Source organism: Enterobacter sp. CPE_E1241 (assembly GCF_045618265.1).
Taxonomy (GTDB): domain Bacteria; phylum Pseudomonadota; class Gammaproteobacteria; order Enterobacterales; family Enterobacteriaceae; genus Enterobacter; species Enterobacter adelaidei.
On the sequence record NZ_JBIWYV010000001.1, the window covers coordinates 3333290 to 3352030 of the forward strand.

Genomic DNA, 18741 nt, shown 5'->3' on the forward strand with positions numbered 1-18741 from the left:
TTTATCGAAGACGCAGTATCTGAGCCAGACACGCAGCAACTGCACCCGGGTTTTCCCGGTGGGCGTTGTGTCCGGCGTTGGGAATTGCATGGCGAACGGCGTTCAGTTTCGCGGCAAGGGCCGTAAACTTGTCATCATGTTCACCATATAAATATTCAAATGGGAAATTGCGGGCGCTGAGCGCGGCACGCAAATCAGGCTGCACGGCCAGCGATGTCGCCTCCAGCATCATCGCCAGCGTCGTGCCGTTGTTCTGACTGCGCAAAGTAACCAGCGCTTCGCGCTGGGTGTCCGTCAGGGAGGTGAACACGGGCTGTTGATACCAGTCAGTAAAGACTTTATTCAGCGATTCAGTACGAAAACGCTGTGCCCAGCGGCGATCAGATACCCGCCGCCTGTTGCGCTCTTCGTCATCCTGCAAACCCGGATGCCCACCTTCCACAATCACCCCCTGCAGCCCCTGTGGCTGCTGGCAGGCATGGAACATCGCAACGCGGCCGCCGAGGGAGTACCCGATAAGCCAGAAGTTAAGTATGTTGTAACTAAGCAAGGTTCGGGTGAGCATATTGCTCATCTCGTTGAACCCCGTCACGCCAATATTCCCGGAGCCACCGTGCCCCGGTAGATCCAGGTACAGCCGGGGATAATTGCTGAGTTTCTCGCCAACCACCTGCCACTCACGGCAATCCCCGGAGAAACCGTGCAAAAAGACCAGCCAGGGATTACCTGGTTTTCCAGCCTGTTGCACACCCGAGAGGATCACAGCTGGCTCACCTGTGCCAGCAGGCTTTGCAGCATCTGCGCGCCGTCAGCATCATTCACCACCAGCTCAATCAGCGTTGCTCCCGGCTGTTTCCAGGCGGTGCTCAGCGCTATATCAAGCTGTTCCCAGTTTTCAGGGCGATGGTATTTCAGGCTGAACATCGCCGCGGCGTGTTCAAACTGGACATTCTGCGGCATCAGGTAAAAGCGTTCACGCTCGCTTTGCGGCGTTGGCAAGAGAGAGAAGATCTGCCCGCCGTTGTTGTTGACCACAATCAGCACAAACGGGGCCGACGCCTGTCGTAGCAGCGCCAGCGCGTTGAGATCGTAGAGTGCAGAGAGATCGCCCACGATTGCCAGCGTCGATTTCGCGCTGGCGCGCTGCACGCCTGCTGCCGTTGAGATCAGCCCATCAATACCGCTGGCGCCACGGTTGCTGTAAACCGGGTAACCCGCAGGCAGCTTCGAAAACGCGTCAATCAGACGCACAACGAGGCTATTGCCGACAAACAGTTGCCCCTGCTCAGGCAAATACTGGCGAATACGGTGCGCCAGTCCGGCCTCGCTAAACGCTTCACAATGCGCTTTGGTGAGCTCCCACGCATGACGCGAAAGTTCCGGGATCGCAACGGCCCAGGGTTTGCGTTTTTCCGCCGGATGGAGCGTAAGCCAGGTGTCGATACGGCTGACCAGACGACGCCCGCGATGGTGCGCCGGGTCGAGCCGCCCTTCCAGCGGATCAACGAGCCAGTATTCTTCCGGGGTGCACGTTGCCTGCCATTGCAGTAATCGCTTACCGGTTAAGCTTGAGCCAAGCTGGACAACAATCTGCGCCTGCGAAAGCTCAGTGACGGCTTTTGCATTTCCTAACCAGAGATCGGCGCACGGCAGCGGCTGGCCGGTCTGGGAGAGCACGTCACCAATCAGCGGCCAGCCAAGTGTTTGCGCCCATTCAGCAACCCATTTTCCTTCAGCAGCGCTCATGCGCCCGGCGATAACCACGCCGCGTTTTTGCCGCCAGAAGAACCAGTCACGTTGTTTTACACTCTCAAGATGCGTCTGCTCACGCAGCCACGGTTTTTCACTTTCCCACCAGTCACCGAGGGTGTGCTGCCACTCAAGCCCGGTGTTATCCAGTTCGCCATACAACGGTTCGGCAAACGGGCAGTTGATATGCAACGCCCCACTGCGCAATGTCTCCATGGCGTGATCGACGGTGGATACCAGCCAGCTTGCCGGGATATCCTGCGTGGGACGCGGCAACGAGATTGTCTGCGAAGGGTGCGAGGAAAAGAGTCCCGGCTGACGAATAGCCTGATTGGCGCCACAGTCGATAAGCTCAGGTGGGCGGTCAGCCGTCAGCAGGATCAGTTTTTCACCGGTTAAACCGGCTTCAATCAGTGCCGGATAGAGGTTCGCCACGGCAGTACCGGAGGTGACAATCACCGCTACAGGCTCTTTGCTGACCTTCGCCAGCCCCAGTGCCAGATGGCCAAGACCGCGTTCATCAAAATGAGTATGGTGAATGAATGCCCGGTTTTCAGCGGCCGCCAGCGTCAGCGGCGTTGAGCGAGAACCCGGCGCAATACACACGTGCCTGACGCCATGGCGGGTCAGGGCTTCAAGGATCACCGCCGCCCAGCGCCGGTTAAAAGAACTTACTGACATGAGATTGTCCGGAATCAAGATTACGACACAGTATAAATAATAGAAAAATTTGGAATTTTGATATGAATCGGGAATGCACGAATCAGTATTAATCCCTAAGGAGCAGAGAACGCAACCCTGCGGCTTTGTTTTCTATCTCCTGCCACTCCTGCTCCGGGTCAGACCCGCTGACAATTCCGGCTCCGGCGTACAGCCGCAGGGCATCATCCTGGACACGTGCAGAGCGTAACGCCACGCAGAACTCGCTTTGTTCGGGTGATAAATACCCGGCCGACCCGGCGTACCACTCGCGGTTAAAGGGTTCTACATTCTCGATAAACGCCCGTGCAGGTTGACGCGGCAGCCCGGCAACGGCCGCCGTAGGCTGCAGAATATGTAAACACTGCTCATCACTGGCCTGTTTCAGCTCAGTCCAGATACAGCGGCGCAAATGCTGCACTTTGCGCAGACGCACAACCTGAGCAGGCAACACATCAAGCGTCTGGGTAAAGTGCTGAAGGCGCTGACAGATATCTTCCACTACCAACATATTTTCGCGTTGGTTTTTATCATCATTCAGCAGCCATTCGCCCAAACGCCGGGCTTGTTTATCATCAACATGACTGGCGACAGTGCCCGCCAGCGCTTCGGTACGAAGCAATTTTCCCCGCCGCCGCCAGAGACGCTCGGGCGTTGAGCCGAGAAACGCATTGCTGGCGTCGAAAACCATGCAGAAATGATAGCAATTTAAATTCAGGGCGCGGCTGGCGGCCATCAGTGCGACAGGGTTAACGCGCTGTTTAAACTGCAGATCGGTTGCCCTGGCGAGGACCACCTTTTCAAATTCACCGCGCGCGATAGTCTCTGTTGCCTTGCGGATAAGCTCTAGCCATTCCTGCTTTTGCGGATGATGGGTTTCACACTCAACCTGCACAGATAGCGGGCGGATAGGTCTGGCGGCATGGAGTTGCTGCAGAAAATCCAACGCGGTGCGGGCATCGTCCTGAAGAGAGTCATCGCTCCACAGTTGCAGGCGCAACGTGGCATTTCCGGCGGAACGTCGCCAGAGCAGGCGAGGTAAAAAGAGACTGCCCTGCTCCGGGTTAAATGCATTCAGGCCGCAAATACGGGTATCATTTGCCGCATTCTGCTCACGCAAAAACTGCGAGGCTAACGCCAGCGAGGAGAATTGGGTGACAGCCCCCAGAGCAGCCAGTTCCTCATCACCATTACGCTGTTGCCAGTAAAACTGGGGATAGCACTGCTGCGCGCCAAGCCAGGCAAGAGGATCGAAAGCGTCGTTTAACGGGAAAGTGACGTCGAAATGACGTAGACCGGGTATTGCGGGTAACGCTTGCGTAAGCTGACTACGCAGGTGCTCCAACGCGAGGAAAATCGAATTCACGCGAACCTCTCCCTGTTGAAACCTCATATTATACGGGGTACTGGTTATAAATAGCAGTACCCACGTATAGGGAGTGGTTAAGCGTTAAACATAAAATTAACGACGAGCCAGAAGCAGCCCAAACACCAACCCGACAGCTGCGCCCACACCAATGCCTCTCCACGGTTTTTCGTGAACATAATCATCGGCACGATAAACCGCCTTTTTGGCGCGGTAGTAGTACGTGTCGGACGCATGGCTGACGCGGTTTTTAACGTCATTTAGCGCCTGTTCTGCACGTTCTTTCAGCTCAATATATTTCTGATCGGCAGGGTCGCCCGACGAACGTAATACTTCTTCCAGCGTTTCTCTCAATAACGTCAGGTCGTCATCGATACGGGTATCCCAGGATTGAAATGACATATTTTTCTCCATGTTAGTACACCAGTCCGCTAACTATAGCCAACGACGACCCATTACGCCTGCTTAGCCTCCCGCGCCATGCCAATGTGCGGTATACCGTCTTCGTCATATACGTCAGTGACCGGCGTGAAGCCAAAATAACCGTAGAAAGATTGCAGGTGCGCCTGCGCGCCCAGGTATAACGCCTTGTCCGGCCACTGTTTCTGGCATGCCTCCAGCGTTTTTTCCATCAGCTGATAGCCCAGTTTTTCACCGCGCGCCTTACCGCTAATGATGACGCGGCCAATCACCACAGGCTCGAAATCGTCTTCGCTTTTCAGAATCCTCGCATACGCCACCAGCTCGTTATCCCGCCAGCCGAGGATATGCCGGTTCTCGCCGACGAGATCGTCGCCGTCGATGTCCTGATACGGGCAGGTCTGTTCTACCACAAACACTTCGCAGCGCAGTTTGAGCAGTGCATACAGTGAATTAACGGTGAGCTCGCTATGGTGTAAATCTTGCCACTGGATCATGTCAGTCTCCTTCCTGGGGTTCATCACGTTATACTAAACCCCTCCCCGTTCGGCAAAGGGCTGATTGCGTTATGGAACTGATTTTTCTGGGTACGTCCGCTGGCGTGCCAACTCGCTCACGAAATGTGACCGCGATTCTGCTGGATCTTAAACACCCAACCCGTGGTGGGCTATGGCTGTTTGACTGTGGTGAAGGGACACAGCATCAGCTGTTACATACCGCTTATCACCCAGGCAAGCTGGATAAAATTTTTATCACGCATCTGCATGGTGACCATCTGTTTGGCCTGCCTGGCCTGCTGTGCAGCCGTTCAATGGCCGGGAACGCTAATCCGCTGACGATTTACGGGCCTGCAGGTATCCGGGAATTTGTTGAAACCACGCTACGCCTCAGTGGGTCCTGGACTGATTATCCGCTGGAGGTCGTTGAGATCGCCGGGGGGCTGGTTTTCGATGATGAAGATTATGTCGTCACCGCTCACCCTCTTAACCATCCGGTAGAGTGTTATGGTTACCGCATTGAAGCGCATGACAAACCCGGCGCACTGGATGCCGCCGCGTTAATCGCCGCGGGGGTAAAGGCCGGGCCGCTGTTCCAGCGTCTGAAGCAGGGAGAGACGGTCACGCTGGAGGATGGGCGCGTTATCAATGGTCAGGATTATCTCGCGGCACCCCAGCCCGGCAAAAAACTGGCGATTTTTGGCGACACCGCCCCCTGCCCGACAGCATTGAGACTGGCTCAGGGCGTGGATGTCATGGTACATGAAGCAACGCTTGAAACGGCCATGGAAGAGAAAGCCAACAGCCGTGGGCATAGCTCAACCCGTCAGGCGGCACAGCTTGCCCGTGACGCAGGCGTCGGGAAACTGATCGTTACCCATGTCAGCTCGCGCTACGATGCTCGGGGATGTGAAGGCCTGCTGGCTGAGTGCCGCGCAGTGTTCCCGAAATGTGAGCTGGCAGAAGATTTCACTCAAGTCAGCGTTTAGTCCTTCATTTTTCCCTCAGGATGCCGATAACGATTAAAAGGTCAGCATTTCTCTCGAGGGTAGAATGGATAATTTCCAGAAAGATATTGATGACAGGGCGAATCTGACCCTGTCGAACCGTTTTGAACTGTTGTTATTCCGGCTGGGCACGTCTCTGGACGAAAACAAATCAGAGCTTTTTGGCATTAACGTTTTCAAGCTGCGTGAAATTGTGCCGATGCCAGAGTTCACGAAACCCGCCGGGATGAAATCACCGCTGATGGGGATGGTGAATATTCGCGATCAGGTGATTCCGGTGATCGACCTGGCCGCCGTAGCGGGTTGTAAACCGACAACGGGGCTCAACATCCTGCTGATCACAGAATATGCCCGCAGCGTGCAGGCGTTTGCCGTGGAATCCGTTGAGAACATCATGCGCCTCGACTGGAAACAGGTACACGCGGCGGAAACCGCCGTCAGCGGACGTTACATCACCAGTATCGCCTGTCTGGACGAGAAGACTGATACCAACGAACTGGCGATGGTGCTTGATGTTGAGCAGATTCTGTATGACATCACCCCAGCTAACCACGATCTGCACGCCACTAATCTGCAAACCACAAAATTCCATATCAAGCCGGGTGCTGTCGCGATTGTCGCGGAAGATTCCAAAGTCGCGCGCTCCATGCTGGAAAAAGGTTTGCAGGCGATGGAGATCCCGGCGCAGCTACATATCACCGGTAAAGATGCGTGGGAAAAAATTGGCGTTCTCGCTGCTCAGGCGCAGGCGGAAGGGGTCCCGATCACTGATAAAATTGCCCTGGTGCTGACCGACCTCGAAATGCCAGAGATGGACGGTTTTACGCTGACGCGCAAAATCAAAACCGACCCGGTACTGAAAGATATTCCGGTGGTGATCCACTCGTCGCTTTCTGGTAACGCCAACGAAGATCATATTCGTAAAGTGAAAGCTGACGGGTATGTGGCGAAATTTGAGCTGAACGAGCTGTCGTCGGTGATTGAGGAAGTGCTGGATCGTTCGATGAAGAAGATTGATGGGCCGTTGATTAGTCGCAAGCAATTGGCTTAAAGCATAAAAAAACCCGCCGAGGCGGGTTTTTTGTTTTTACATCAGCGGCATCGCGTGCTGCACGATATCAATCAGCGGCTGCGGATAGATACCGAAGATCAGTACCAGCAGCGCGGAGATCAGCACCACAATACCACCGGCGCTGTACTGCCAGTTGGTTGGGGCATCACGGTTGAGTTGCTGAGGTGCACTCAGATACAGACTCACCGCCACACGCAGGTAGTAATACAGACCGATTGCAGAGCCGATAACCACGCCCGCAGTCAGCCACCACAGGTGCGCCTGCACACCGACGGCCAGCACGTAGAACTTACCGATAAAGCCCAAGGTCATCGGGATACCCGCCAGAGAGAGCATCATCACTGTCATCACCGCGGACAGAATCGGACGGTGCCAGAACAGACCACGGTAGGAGAACAGTGAATCCGCATCCGGGCCACGGTATGGGCTGGACATCAGGCTTACCACGCCGAACGCACCGAGGCTGCTGAACAGGTAACCTGCCAGATACACGCCCACGGTTTCCATCGACATCTCACCGCTTTGCAGCGCAATCAGTGCCACCAGCAGGTAACCCAGATGGGAGATAGACGAGTAGCCCAGCAGACGTTTGATATTGGTCTGGCTCAGCGCCATCAGGTTACCGAAGATGATGGATACGAACGCGATAATGCCGAGCACAACGCGAACCGCTTCACTCTCACCCACCGGTGCATACAGGAACAGACGCATGACCACACCGAAGATAGCGATTTTGCTCGCCGTCGCCAGGAAGGTGGAAACCGGTGCCGGAGCACCCTGGTATACGTCTGGCGTCCACAGGTGGAACGGAACCAGAGACAGTTTGAAGCCGAGGCCAACAATCATCATGCCCAGACCCGCCAGCAGCAGCGGCTCATGCAGCATGCCGTCGCCGAGGCTCTTGCCGAGCGCAACGAAGGAGAGGTTACCAGACTGAGCATACACCAGCGCGATACCGAACAGCAGGAAGGACGACGCGGCAGCAGACAGAATGGTGTACTTGATACTCGCTTCCAGTGAGCGCTTCTGACGGAAGGCATAACCAATCAGACCGAACAGCGGCAGAGAGATCAGCTCAATACCGAGGAACAGCGCGGCCAGGTGGTTCGCATTCGCCAGCAGAATGCCGCCCAGTGCGGCAATCAGTACCAGCAGGTAAAACTCTTCTTTGTTATCGTTGTAGCCTTCAAGCCACGGATACGCAAAGGTACAGGTTGCCAGGCTCGCCAGCAGAACCAGACCCGTGTACAGCATGGCATAGCCGTCAACGCGCATCAGCGGGGTGACATCCATCGCGCCCGCCTGGCCAACAAACCAGAGGGAAACCAACGCAGCGTTCAGACCCAGAACGGACAGGGTCGCATTCAGGAAGTGATTGCGTCGCCACGCAATGGAGAGCATCACAACCACCACCGTCAATCCGACGATCAGCAGCGGTAGCAGCGCGATCAGTTGTTGTGGAGTTATTGTCATGGCGAATTACGGCCTTGTAGTAGAAGCAGAATTAACAAACCACTGCTGGATGTTACCCATCGCGCTATGCGAGGTATCCAGAATCGGCTGCGGATAGAAGCCCAACAGCACCAGCAGTACGACCAGCAGCAGGATGATGAACAGCTCACGCAGCGACATCCCCGGCAGTTCTTGTGCAGCAATTTCGCTCTTCGCTTTACCGAAGTAGGCACGGTGCAGCATCGCCAGCGAGTAAACGGAAGCGAACACCAGACCGAAAGTCGAAACCACGGTAATGACCGGAACCACTTTGAAGCTGCCGAACAGAATCATAAATTCGCCGACGAAGTTACCGGTGCCAGGCATACCCAGAGTAGCCACCGCGAAGAACATGGACAGCGCTGGCAGCCATTTAATTTTGCTCCACAGACCGCCCATCATACGCATATCGCGAGTGTGCAGACGTTCGTACAGCTGACCACACAGGATGAAGAGGCCGGCTGCGGACAGACCGTGCGCAATCATCTGGATCACCGCCCCCTGGTACGCGAGCTGGCTGCCGGTGTAGATAGCAATCAGTACAAAGCCCATGTGGGAAACGGAGGTGTAAGCAATCAGACGCTTAATGTCGTATTGCGTGAAGGCCATCCAGGCACCGTAGAAGATACCGATCACACCCAGCCACATGGCAATTGGCGCGAACTCAGCGGACGCGTTCGGGAACAGCGGCAGCGCGAAACGCAGCAGACCGTAGGCTGCGGTTTTCAGCAAGATGCCCGCCAGGTCAACGGAACCTGCCGTTGGTGCCTGGGAGTGCGCGTCTGGCAGCCAGCCGTGCAGCGGAACCACCGGCATTTTCACCGCGAAGGCGATGAAGAAGCCCAGCATCAGCAGATATTCAACGCCGTGAGACATAGGCGTCTTCAGCAGGTCTTCATAGTTGAATGTCCAGACTCCGGTCGCATCGTGGTGAACAAACACCAGCGCCAGAATGGCAATCAACATCACCAGACCACTCGCCTGGGTATAGATGAAGAACTTGGTTGCCGCCGTGATACGCGTTTTACCGTCGGACGCCTTGTGGCCCCACAGCGCGATCAGGAAGTACATCGGCACCAGCATCATCTCCCAGAAGAAGAAGAACAGGAACATGTCGATGGCAAGGAACACGCCGATAACACCGCCCAGGATCCACATCAGGTTCAGGTGGAAGAAGCCCTGGTATTTTTCGATTTCTCGCCAGGAGCAAAGTACCGCCAGAACGCCGAGCAGACCGGTCAGCACCACCATCAGCAGCGACAAACCGTCGATGGCCAGGTGGATCGTAATACCGAAACGTGGGATCCACGGCAGGATAAACTCAGACTGCCACTGCGGAATACCCGCAGACTGGGTCAGAGAGTAGCCACCCTGCAACCACAGTTGCAGACCAAGCGCGAGCGTCAATCCCATGGTGATCAGCGCGATCCAGCGCGGCATCTTCACGCCAAAGCGTTCAGTCTGCCAGCACAGGAAGCCGCCGATGAAGGGAATTAATATTAGCCAGGGTAGTAACATGGCGATTTACATTCCTTTTAAAGGCCCCCAGCAGGGGCCTGATTTTCAACGAATTCGAATAAAATTCACTTAACGATCAACGCAACACCATCAGCAGCGCCAGCACGACAACCGCACCGATGCTCATGGACGCCACATACCAGCGCAGGTAACCGTTCTCGCTGAACAGCAGGCCTTTACCTGCAAAGCGGGAAAGGATCGCCGGGATATTCATCATGCTGTTCAGTGGATCGCGTTTCACTAGCCACGCAACACCCAGGAACGGTTTGACGAAAATCATATCGTACAGCCAGTCGAAGCCCCATGCGTTGTACCACCAGGTGCCCAGCAGACGGCCAGGCGCACTGTTGGCAACAGACGTCACCAGCGTACGTTTACCCAGCCACAGCCACGCAGCGATCAGAATGCCCGCGATAGCGACCACACCGGAGGTGATTTCAAGCGTCAGAACGCGACCGTGCTCAAGCTCGGTGGTGTCCGGGAGTACGCCCTGCAGCGGTGGCACAATCATTGCGCCAACGAAGGTGGAGAGTACCAGCAGCACAATCAGCGGCAAGTGATGGGTAATCCCCTTCCCTGCGTGAGCGTGAATTTGTTCTTTACCGTGGAATACGATGAAAATCATACGGAAGGTATACAGGGAGGTCATGAATGCACCGACCAGACCCGCAACCATCAGATTGATATGACCATTCGCCATGGCACCCGCAAGGATTTCGTCCTTACTGAAGAAGCCCGCAGTGATCAGCGGCAGTGCCGCCAGCGCCGCGCCGCCCACCAGGAAGCAGACATATACCAGCGGGATGGACTTACGCAGTCCGCCCATCTTGAAGATGTTCTGCTCGTGATGGCAGGCCAGAATCACAGAGCCGGATGACAGGAACAGCAGCGCTTTAAAGAACGCGTGTGTCATCAGGTGGAAAATGGCTGCGTCCCACGCCTGAACGCCCAGCGCCAGGAACATGTAACCAATCTGGCTCATGGTGGAGTACGCGAGAACGCGTTTGATGTCGGTCTGCACCAGCGCGGCAAAGCCTGCCAGCACCAGCGTAACCGCACCAACGATACCCACCAGATGCAGAATTTCCGGGGTCATCAGGAACAGGCCGTGGGTACGCGCAATCAGGTAAACACCGGCGGTAACCATGGTCGCAGCGTGGATCAGCGCGGAGACAGGGGTTGGACCCGCCATCGCGTCGGCCAGCCATGTTTGCAACGGCAGCTGTGCGGATTTACCCACAGCACCACCCAGCAGCATCAGCGTTGCCCACCACAGCATGTTGTTGCCTGCTGCGAAGTGCGCCGGCGCCAGTTCCACCATTTCGCGGAAGTTCAGCGTGCCCAGTTCGTTGTAAAGAATGAACAGCGCGAAAGCGAGGAACACGTCACCCACACGGGTCACGATGAACGCTTTCATCGCCGCTGCGCCATTCTTCGGATCGGTATAGTAGAAACCGATCAGCAGGTAAGAACACAGACCCACGCCTTCCCAGCCCAGATACATCAGCAGCAGGTTATCGGCCAGCACCAGAACCACCATGCTGGCGATAAACAGGTTGGTGTAGGCGAAGAAGCGGGAGTAACCCTCTTCACCGCGCATATACCAGGAAGCGAACATGTGGATCAGGAAGCCCACGCCGGTCACCACGGAGAGCATGGTCAGCGAGAGGCCATCCAGCACCAGATTGAAACCGATGTTGAAATCACCGACCGACATCCAGGTCCACAGCGGCACGCTGAAAGGCTGACGTCCGTTGTTGAAGAAGTCGATGCCCGCATACGCCGTCACCAGCGCAGCCAGGCCGATAGAGCCAATGCCTACGGTCGCAGACAGATTCTCAGACCAGCGGCCGCGAGAAAACGCCAGCAGCACGAAGCCAATCAGCGGAAAAATAATGGTTAAGGCAAGCATGTTCATCCACGCAACTCACTTACTGAATCGATGTTCAGGTTCTGGCGGCGACGATGGAGCTGCAGCAACAGCGCCAGGCCAATACTCGCTTCGGCAGCCGCGAGGCTGATGGCGAGAATGTACATCACCTGACCATCGGTCTGGCCCCAGTAGCTTCCGGCGACCACGAAGGCCAGCGCGGAGGCGTTAATCATGATTTCCAGGCCGATCAGCATAAACAGCAGATTGCGGCGGATAACCAGACCGGTCAAACCCAGAACGAATAAAATCGCAGCGAGGATCAGTCCATGTGTTAAGGGGATCATGCGCGCTCCTCCGTTTTTCTTTTCGCGCGGTCGTCAGTGCGGTTGCTCAGCAGCTCGCCAGCACGCTCTTCGCGGCCAACGTGGAAGGCAACAACCAGACCAGCCAGCAGCAGCATCGACGCCAGTTCCACCGCCAGAACGTATGGGCCAAAGAGTGTAATACCGACCTCTTTCGCGCCGATCGGCGTGCCGTCGATGCCCTGATCGTTCACGCCCAGAATGGCGTAAACAATCACCACCAGCATGATGGCCGACAAAATTGCCGGGCCAATCCACACCTGCGGTTTTAACCACTGACGTTCCTGCTCAATTTCAGAGCCGCCCAGGTTCAGCATCATCACCACGAACACGAACAGCACCATGATGGCCCCAGCGTAGACGATGATTTCCAGCGCACCGGCGAAGTGCGCGCCCAGTGCGAAGAACACCCCGGAAATGGCCAGCAGCGAAATGATTAAGTACAGCAGCGCATGCACCGGGTTGGTGTGCGTGATCACTCGCAGCGTAGCCAGGATGGCGATAAGGCCACAGATATAAAAAGCGAATTCCATTGCCCTCTCCTTACGGTAACAGGCTCTTGACGTCGATAGGCTTAGCTTCGTTCTCTGCTTCGCCCTTATCTTTGCCGTCGATTGCCATACCCGCCATCCGGTAGAAGTTATATTCCGGGTATTTGCCCGGACCGGAAATCAGCAGATCCTCTTTCTCGTACACCAGGTCCTGACGCTTGTACTCACCCAGCTCGAAGTCTGGAGTCAGCTGAATCGCCGTGGTTGGGCACGCTTCTTCACACAGGCCGCAGAAGATGCAGCGTGAGAAGTTGATGCGGAAGAACTCAGGATACCAGCGGCCGTCTACCGTCTCTGCTTTTTGCAGAGAGATACAGCCGACCGGACACGCTACCGCACACAGGTTACAGGCAACGCAGCGCTCGGAACCGTCCGGGTCGCGCGTCAGCACGATACGGCCACGGTAGCGCGGCGGCAGATATACCGGTTCTTCCGGGTACATCCGGGTTTCGCGTTTCGCAAACGCGTGCAGGCCGATCATCCAGATACTGCGTACCTGGGTACCGAAGCCTACCAGTAATTCTTTTAAGGTCATGGTCTATAGCCCCTTATGGCTGCTGCCAGAGAATGACAGCGGCCGTTACCAACAAGTTGACGAGCGTCAGCGGCAGGCACACTTTCCAGCCGAAGGACATTACCTGGTCATAACGCGGACGAGGTAACGCTGCGCGAATCAAAATGAACATCATCATGAAGAACGCGGTTTTCAGCGCGAACCAGATGAACGGCGGTAAGAACGGGCCATGCCAGCCACCAAAGAACAGCGTTACCATCAACGCGGAAATGGTGACAATACCGATGTACTCGCCCACGAAGAACAGACCGAATTTCATACCGGAATATTCAATGTGGTAACCGTCGGCCAGTTCCTGTTCGGCTTCTGGCTGGTCAAACGGGTGACGGTGACACACCGCCACGCCCGCGATAGCAAAGGTAATAAAACCAAAGAACTGCGGGATAACGTTCCAGATGTCTGCCTGGTTGTTGACGATGTCAGTCATGTTAAATGAACCGGCCTGCGCCACCACGCCCATCAGGGAGAGCCCCAGGAACACCTCGTAGCTCAGCGTCTGCGCGGAAGCACGCATCGCGCCCAGCAGGGAGTATTTGTTGTTACTGGACCAGCCTGCGAACAGCACCGCGTAAACCGCGAGTCCTGCCATCATCAGGAAGAACAGAATGCCGATGTTCAGGTCAGCCACAACCCAGGTCGGGCTGACAGGAACGATGGCAAACGCCAGCAGCAGCGAGGTGAAGGCGATCATCGGTGCCAGAGTAAAGATCACGCGGTCGGAGAAGCGCGGGATCCAGTCCTCTTTAAAGAACATCTTGATCATGTCCGCAACCAGCTGGAGTGAACCACCCCAGCCCACGCGGTTCGGTCCGTAACGGTTCTGGAACAGACCGAGCAGACGACGTTCACCAAAGCTCATGAACGCGCCGCAGGTGACAACCACCAGCAGGATGACAATCGCTTTCAGAATGCTCAGCAGGATGTCGATAAGATCCGGCGTTAACCAACTCATGCTTTTGCCTCCTGCAGATTATCAAGACGCGCACCCGCCAGTACCGGCGCGATGCCAGGCATACCCATTGGCAGACCCACCTGCCCTGCTGTCAGGCCTTCAGAGATAATCAGCGGCAGGCTGATTGTCTGACCGTCGTAGCTAAAGGCGATGTTCGCGCCCGCATTAACGCCAAGCTTCGCGGCATCCGCCGGGTTGAGCTTGATGTATGGCTGAGGCATACGTTGCTGGAATACCGGAGAGCGCTGGGACAGCTCGTCGCTACCAAACAGATGGTAGTACGGGGCGATACGCCAGTTCCCTTCCTGAGCCTGGAAGCTCGCCGGAACAGTCATGAAGAAATCCAGACCAGTTTCGGAGGCTTCGATCAGACGCACGCCCGGATCGCCGTGACGCAGAGAACCGCCCACTTCCGCCTGGAACTTGTTCCATGCCTGCGGGGAGTTCCAGCCCGGTGCCCATGCGAATGGGATCTGTGAACGCGGTGCAGACGGCTGGTTGTTCCCTTCCATGGAGAAGGCGAACATAGTGTCTTTATCCTGCGGTTGACGCGGTTCGTGAACGCTGATATTGGCGCGCATTGCGGTACGGCCACTGTAACGATGCGGTTCACGCGCCAGTTTCTGGCCACGAATGCGGAAGCTCGCTTCAGGGGCAGCATCTTTAATGCCTGCCAGCTGAGGCAGTTTTTCGACAACCGCGTCGATAACGTGGTCGAGCTGCGTCCAGTCCACTTCACGGCTCTGCACGGTGCTGTGCAGGGAGTGCAGCCAGCGCCAGCTTTCCAGCATCACGGTGTTGCTGTCGTAGTACGCCGGGTCATAAACCTGGAAGAAACGCTGCGCGCGGCCTTCGTTGTTAATAACCGTACCGTCGCTTTCTGCGAAGCTTGCCGCAGAGAGGACCAGGTGCGCTTTATCCATAATCGCGGTGCGCTGATGGTCAACCACCATCACCAGCGGCGCTTTGGAGAGCGCGGCGTCAACGCGTGCGGCAGACGCATGGCGATGAAGGTCGTTTTCCAGCACCACAACGGCGTCAGCGGCACCGGATTCCAGTTCGCTCAACGCAGCTTCCAGCGAGCCGCCGCCAATCATACCCAGACCAATGCTGTTAACCGCACGGGCAACCATGGTCACGCCAACGTCAGCACCGCGGCCTTTCAGGGCTTTGGCAACGTTCGCTGCCGCCTGAATGATCTCCGCGCTTCCGGCGTTAGTACCAGAAATAATCAGCGGTTTCTTCGCACCCGCCAGGGCCTGAACAATCACGTCAACCTTGTTTTGCAGGTCGCGATCCAGCTCAACGGCCGGCGAGTTGTTGTCCAGCGCGTGGGCAATGGCGAAGCCAAGACGGGCCTGATCTTCAACCGGGGCGCAGTAGGTCCACGCCGCGATATCATCCAGACGGGTGCTGTCGACGTTGGTCACAAACAGAGGATGTTTCGCGCGCTGACCGATGTTCAGGATTGCAGCAATCTGCCAGTCAGCCACTTTCTGTGCTGCTGCCATTTCACGTGCTTTCCCTTTCACCGCCTGACGAACCGCCAGAGCCGCGCGAGCACCGGTCTGAGTCAAATCTTCACCCAGCACCAGAACTGCATCATAAGATTCGATTTCGCGCAGCGCAGGGGTATGAATACCGCCTTCACGCAGCACTTTCAGGACCAGTTGCAGACGTTCCTGCTCGCCCTGGGCGATACCGGTGTAGAAGTTTTCCGCCCCAACAAGCTCACGCAGCGCGAAGTTGCTTTCGATGCTGGCACGCGGGGAGCCGATACCGATCACTTTCTTCGACTGGCGCAGAATATCTGCCGCGCCCTGCATCGCCTGTTCAGCATTCAGGGTGATCAGGTCATCGCCACGGCGCTGAACCGGCTGACGCGGACGGTCTTTCAGGTTCACATAGCCATAGCCGAAACGACCGCGGTCGCACAGGAAGTAGTGGTTAACGGTACCGTTATAACGGTTTTCGATACGACGCAGTTCGCCGTAGCGTTCACCCGGGCTGGTGTTACAGCCGAGAGAACACTGCTGGCAGATGCTTGGTGCAAACTGCATGTCCCATTTACGGTTGTAGCGCTCGGAGTGGGTTTTATCGGTGAATACGCCGGTCGGGCAGATTTCTACCAGGTTACCGGAGAATTCGCTTTCAAGCGTACCGTCTTCCGGACGACCGAAGTAAACGTTGTCATGCGCACCATATACGCCCAGATCCTGGCCGTCTGCGTAGTCTTTGTAGTAACGCACGCAGCGGTAGCAGGCGATGCAGCGGTTCATTTCGTGAGAGATGAACGGCCCCAGGTCCTGGTTACGGTGGGTACGCTTGGTAAAGCGATAGCGACGGAAGCTGTGACCGGTCATGACGGTCATATCCTGAAGGTGGCAGTTACCGCCTTCTTCACAGACCGGACAGTCGTGCGGGTGGTTGGTCATCAACCATTCCACAACGCTTTCGCGGAACTGTTTAGCTTCTTCGTCATCAATCGAAATAAAGGTGCCTTCGGTGGCTGGCGTCATACAGGACATCACCAGGCGACCACGCGTGTCTTCCGCGTTTTGATATTGCTTCACCGCACACTGGCGGCAAGCACCGACGCTGCCCAGCGCCGGATGCCAGCAAAAGTACGGAATATCAAGGCCGAGCGACAGACAAGCTTCCAGCAGGTTGTCCGCCCCGTTGACCTCATATTCTTTGCCGTCTACATGAATCGTAGCCATTAGCATGCTTCCAGTTGGCTCGGTCGAAACCGAGCGTTAATCAAAATTCTGTCTTTACCAGCGCGCTTTCAGCAGGTTCGGCTGAATCCCATTAATGGCATGGGTATTGCTGAACGGCTGCTTGATGCCTGCTTCGAATTCGTCGCGGAAATATTTAATCGCGCTCTGCAGTGGCTCGACGGCACCCGGTGCGTGGGCACAGAAGGTTTTGCCTGGGCCCAGGAATCGACACAGTTGCTCAAGTGTCTCAATATCACCCGGCTGGCCTTCGCCACGCTCGATAGCACGCAGGATCTTCACGCTCCACGGCAGACCATCACGGCACGGTGTACACCAGCCGCAGGACTCGCGGGCAAAGAACTCTTCCAGGTTACGCACCAGCGACACCATGCCGATCTCGTGGTCGACGGCCATCGCCAGCGCCGTACCCAGGCGGCTGCCTGCTTTACCAATGCTTTCGAATTCCATTGGCAGATCAAGGTGGGCCTCGGTCAGGAAGTCTGTCCCTGCCCCACCCGGCTGCCAGGCTTTGAATTTCAGGCCATCACGCATACCGCCAGCATAGTCTTCAAGAATTTCACGTGCGGTGGTACCGAACGGCAGCTCCCAGACGCCAGGGTTTTTCACGCGACCGGAGAAGCCCATCAGCTTGGTACCGGCATCTTTGCTTGAGGAGATGCCCTGATACCACTCCACGCCGTTGGCGAGGATTGCCGGAACGTTACACAGGGTTTCGACGTTGTTTACGCAGGTCGGTTTACCCCATACGCCGGAGCTTGCCGGGAACGGTGGCTTGGAACGCGGGTTCGCACGACGACCTTCCAGGGAGTTAATCAGCGCGGTTTCTTCACCGCAGATGTAACGCCCGGCACCGGTGTGCACGAACAGTTCGAAGTCAAATCCAGTGCCCAGAATATTTTTACCGAGCAGACCCGCTTCGGTGGCTTCGGCAATCGCGCGACGCAGGTTTTCTGCCGCTTCGATGTACTCACCACGCAGGAAGATGTAGCCACGGTACGCTTTCAGCGCGAACGCGGAGATCAACATACCTTCCACCAGCAGGTGCGGCAGTTGCTCCATCAGCAGGCGGTCTTTATAGGTGCCCGGCTCCATTTCATCGGCGTTACACAGCAGGTAACGGATGTTCATGGATTCGTCTTTTGGCATCAGGCTCCACTTCAGACCCGTGGAGAAACCTGCACCACCGCGCCCTTTCAGGCCGGAATCTTTTACCGCGTTAACGATATCGTCCGGTGCCATGCCACCCAGGGCTTTGCGCGCACCGGCATAGCCGTTTTTGCTCTGATATTCGTCGAGCCATACCGGCTGTTTGTCATCGCGCAGACGCCAGGTCAGCGGATGGGTCTCAGCAGTACGAATTACCGTTTTCATTTGTACTGCTCCAGCAGGTCAGGAATGGCTTCCGGCGTCAGATGGCTGTGAGTGTCCTCATCAATCATCATGGTCGGCCCCTTGTCGCAGTTACCCAGGCAGCAGGTTGGCAGCAGAGTAAAGCGACCATCAAACGTGGTCTGGCCCGGCTTGATATTGAGCTTCTTCTCAATTGCTGCCTGAATGCCCTGATAACCGGTAATGTGACAAACGACGCTGTCACAATAGCGGATCACATGGCGGCCTACCGGCTGACGGAAGATCTGGCTGTAGAACGTGGCTACGCCTTCTACGTCACTGGCCGGAATACCCAGCACTTTTGCGATCTCATAGATCGCCCCATCCGGCACCCAACCACGCTGTTTCTGTACGATTTTCAGCGCTTCAATGGACGCCGCACGCGGGTCTTCGTAGTGGTGCATCTCGTGCTCAATGGCGGCACGCTCTGCTTCACTCAGCTCAAAAGCCTCGGTCTGTGGTTGTTGATTTTCGTGCATA

The 18741-nt window shown here is 56.2% G+C and carries 17 protein-coding genes; 2 read left to right on the forward strand and 15 right to left on the reverse strand.

The annotated features are described in order from the left end of the window. Window position 1 precedes the first annotated feature (1 nt). From menH to ACJ9Y9_RS16305, 5 genes are all read right to left on the reverse strand, one after another. The gene (gene menH / locus ACJ9Y9_RS16285; protein WP_028016256.1) at window positions 2-763 is read right to left on the reverse strand and encodes a 2-succinyl-6-hydroxy-2,4-cyclohexadiene-1-carboxylate synthase; all 762 of its coding nucleotides are present in this window, start codon (window positions 761-763) and stop codon (window positions 2-4) included. Then, on the reverse strand, window positions 760-2430 hold the full coding sequence (gene menD / locus ACJ9Y9_RS16290) for a 2-succinyl-5-enolpyruvyl-6-hydroxy-3-cyclohexene-1-carboxylic-acid synthase (RefSeq protein ID WP_028016255.1): 1671 nt from the start codon (window positions 2428-2430) through the stop codon (window positions 760-762). The genes menH and menD overlap by 4 nt, the downstream gene beginning before the upstream one ends. A gap of 88 nt (window positions 2431-2518) precedes the next feature. Beyond that, a complete protein-coding gene (gene menF, locus ACJ9Y9_RS16295; RefSeq protein ID WP_028016254.1) occupies window positions 2519-3814 on the reverse strand; it encodes an isochorismate synthase MenF in 1296 nt (431 codons plus the stop codon). Window positions 3815-3910: 96 nt separating this feature from the next. Continuing rightward, the gene (gene elaB / locus ACJ9Y9_RS16300; protein WP_028016253.1) at window positions 3911-4216 is read right to left on the reverse strand and encodes a stress response protein ElaB; all 306 of its coding nucleotides are present in this window, start codon (window positions 4214-4216) and stop codon (window positions 3911-3913) included. A gap of 53 nt (window positions 4217-4269) precedes the next feature. After that, window positions 4270-4731: a GNAT family N-acetyltransferase gene (locus tag ACJ9Y9_RS16305; protein WP_028016252.1), complete on the reverse strand. Its 462-nt coding sequence runs from the start codon at window positions 4729-4731 to the stop codon at window positions 4270-4272. Window positions 4732-4802: 71 nt separating this feature from the next. Here ACJ9Y9_RS16305 and rbn point away from each other — a divergent pair, with 71 nt between their 5' ends. Both rbn and ACJ9Y9_RS16315 read left to right on the forward strand, forming a co-directional pair. Beyond that, a complete protein-coding gene (gene rbn / locus ACJ9Y9_RS16310) occupies window positions 4803-5720 on the forward strand; it encodes a ribonuclease BN (protein WP_028016251.1) in 918 nt (305 codons plus the stop codon). 64 nt (window positions 5721-5784) lie between these two features. Next, entirely contained in the window at window positions 5785-6789 is a 1005-nt protein-coding gene (locus ACJ9Y9_RS16315) for a chemotaxis protein (protein ID WP_028016250.1), read from the forward strand. A 36-nt stretch (window positions 6790-6825) separates the two neighbouring features. Here ACJ9Y9_RS16315 and nuoN read toward each other — a convergent pair whose 3' ends face one another. From nuoN to nuoE, 10 genes are all read right to left on the reverse strand, one after another. After that, window positions 6826-8283 (reverse strand): NADH-quinone oxidoreductase subunit NuoN, encoded by a 1458-nt coding sequence (nuoN, locus tag ACJ9Y9_RS16320; protein ID WP_028016249.1) that lies wholly within the window; start codon window positions 8281-8283, stop codon window positions 6826-6828. 6 nt (window positions 8284-8289) lie between these two features. Next, window positions 8290-9819: an NADH-quinone oxidoreductase subunit M gene (gene nuoM / locus ACJ9Y9_RS16325; protein ID WP_028016248.1), complete on the reverse strand. Its 1530-nt coding sequence runs from the start codon at window positions 9817-9819 to the stop codon at window positions 8290-8292. 76 nt (window positions 9820-9895) lie between these two features. Beyond that, complete coding sequence (gene nuoL / locus ACJ9Y9_RS16330) at window positions 9896-11737, reverse strand: NADH-quinone oxidoreductase subunit L (protein WP_028016247.1); 1842 nt, start codon at window positions 11735-11737, stop codon at window positions 9896-9898. Next, window positions 11734-12036 (reverse strand): NADH-quinone oxidoreductase subunit NuoK, encoded by a 303-nt coding sequence (gene nuoK, locus ACJ9Y9_RS16335; RefSeq protein WP_003861496.1) that lies wholly within the window; start codon window positions 12034-12036, stop codon window positions 11734-11736. Before nuoK ends, nuoL begins: the two co-directional genes overlap by 4 nt. Then, window positions 12033-12587, reverse strand: coding sequence for an NADH-quinone oxidoreductase subunit J (nuoJ, locus tag ACJ9Y9_RS16340; RefSeq protein ID WP_014170993.1), 555 nt, complete (start codon window positions 12585-12587; stop codon window positions 12033-12035). The genes nuoK and nuoJ overlap by 4 nt, the downstream gene beginning before the upstream one ends. A 10-nt stretch (window positions 12588-12597) precedes the next feature. Further along, window positions 12598-13140 carry an NADH-quinone oxidoreductase subunit NuoI gene (gene nuoI / locus ACJ9Y9_RS16345; protein WP_003861491.1) on the reverse strand — a complete coding sequence of 181 codons (543 nt, stop codon included), beginning with the start codon at window positions 13138-13140 and terminating at the stop codon, window positions 12598-12600. A 13-nt stretch (window positions 13141-13153) separates the two neighbouring features. Further along, complete coding sequence (gene nuoH / locus ACJ9Y9_RS16350; protein WP_008500211.1) at window positions 13154-14131, reverse strand: NADH-quinone oxidoreductase subunit NuoH; 978 nt, start codon at window positions 14129-14131, stop codon at window positions 13154-13156. Further along, entirely contained in the window at window positions 14128-16851 is a 2724-nt protein-coding gene (nuoG, locus tag ACJ9Y9_RS16355; protein WP_028016246.1) for an NADH-quinone oxidoreductase subunit NuoG, read from the reverse strand. Before nuoG ends, nuoH begins: the two co-directional genes overlap by 4 nt. Window positions 16852-16905: 54 nt before the next feature. Beyond that, on the reverse strand, window positions 16906-18243 hold the full coding sequence (nuoF, locus tag ACJ9Y9_RS16360; protein WP_023312536.1) for an NADH-quinone oxidoreductase subunit NuoF: 1338 nt from the start codon (window positions 18241-18243) through the stop codon (window positions 16906-16908). Further along, complete coding sequence (nuoE, locus tag ACJ9Y9_RS16365) at window positions 18240-18740, reverse strand: NADH-quinone oxidoreductase subunit NuoE (RefSeq protein WP_006176513.1); 501 nt, start codon at window positions 18738-18740, stop codon at window positions 18240-18242. Before nuoE ends, nuoF begins: the two co-directional genes overlap by 4 nt. Between the last annotated feature and the right edge of the window lies 1 nt (window position 18741).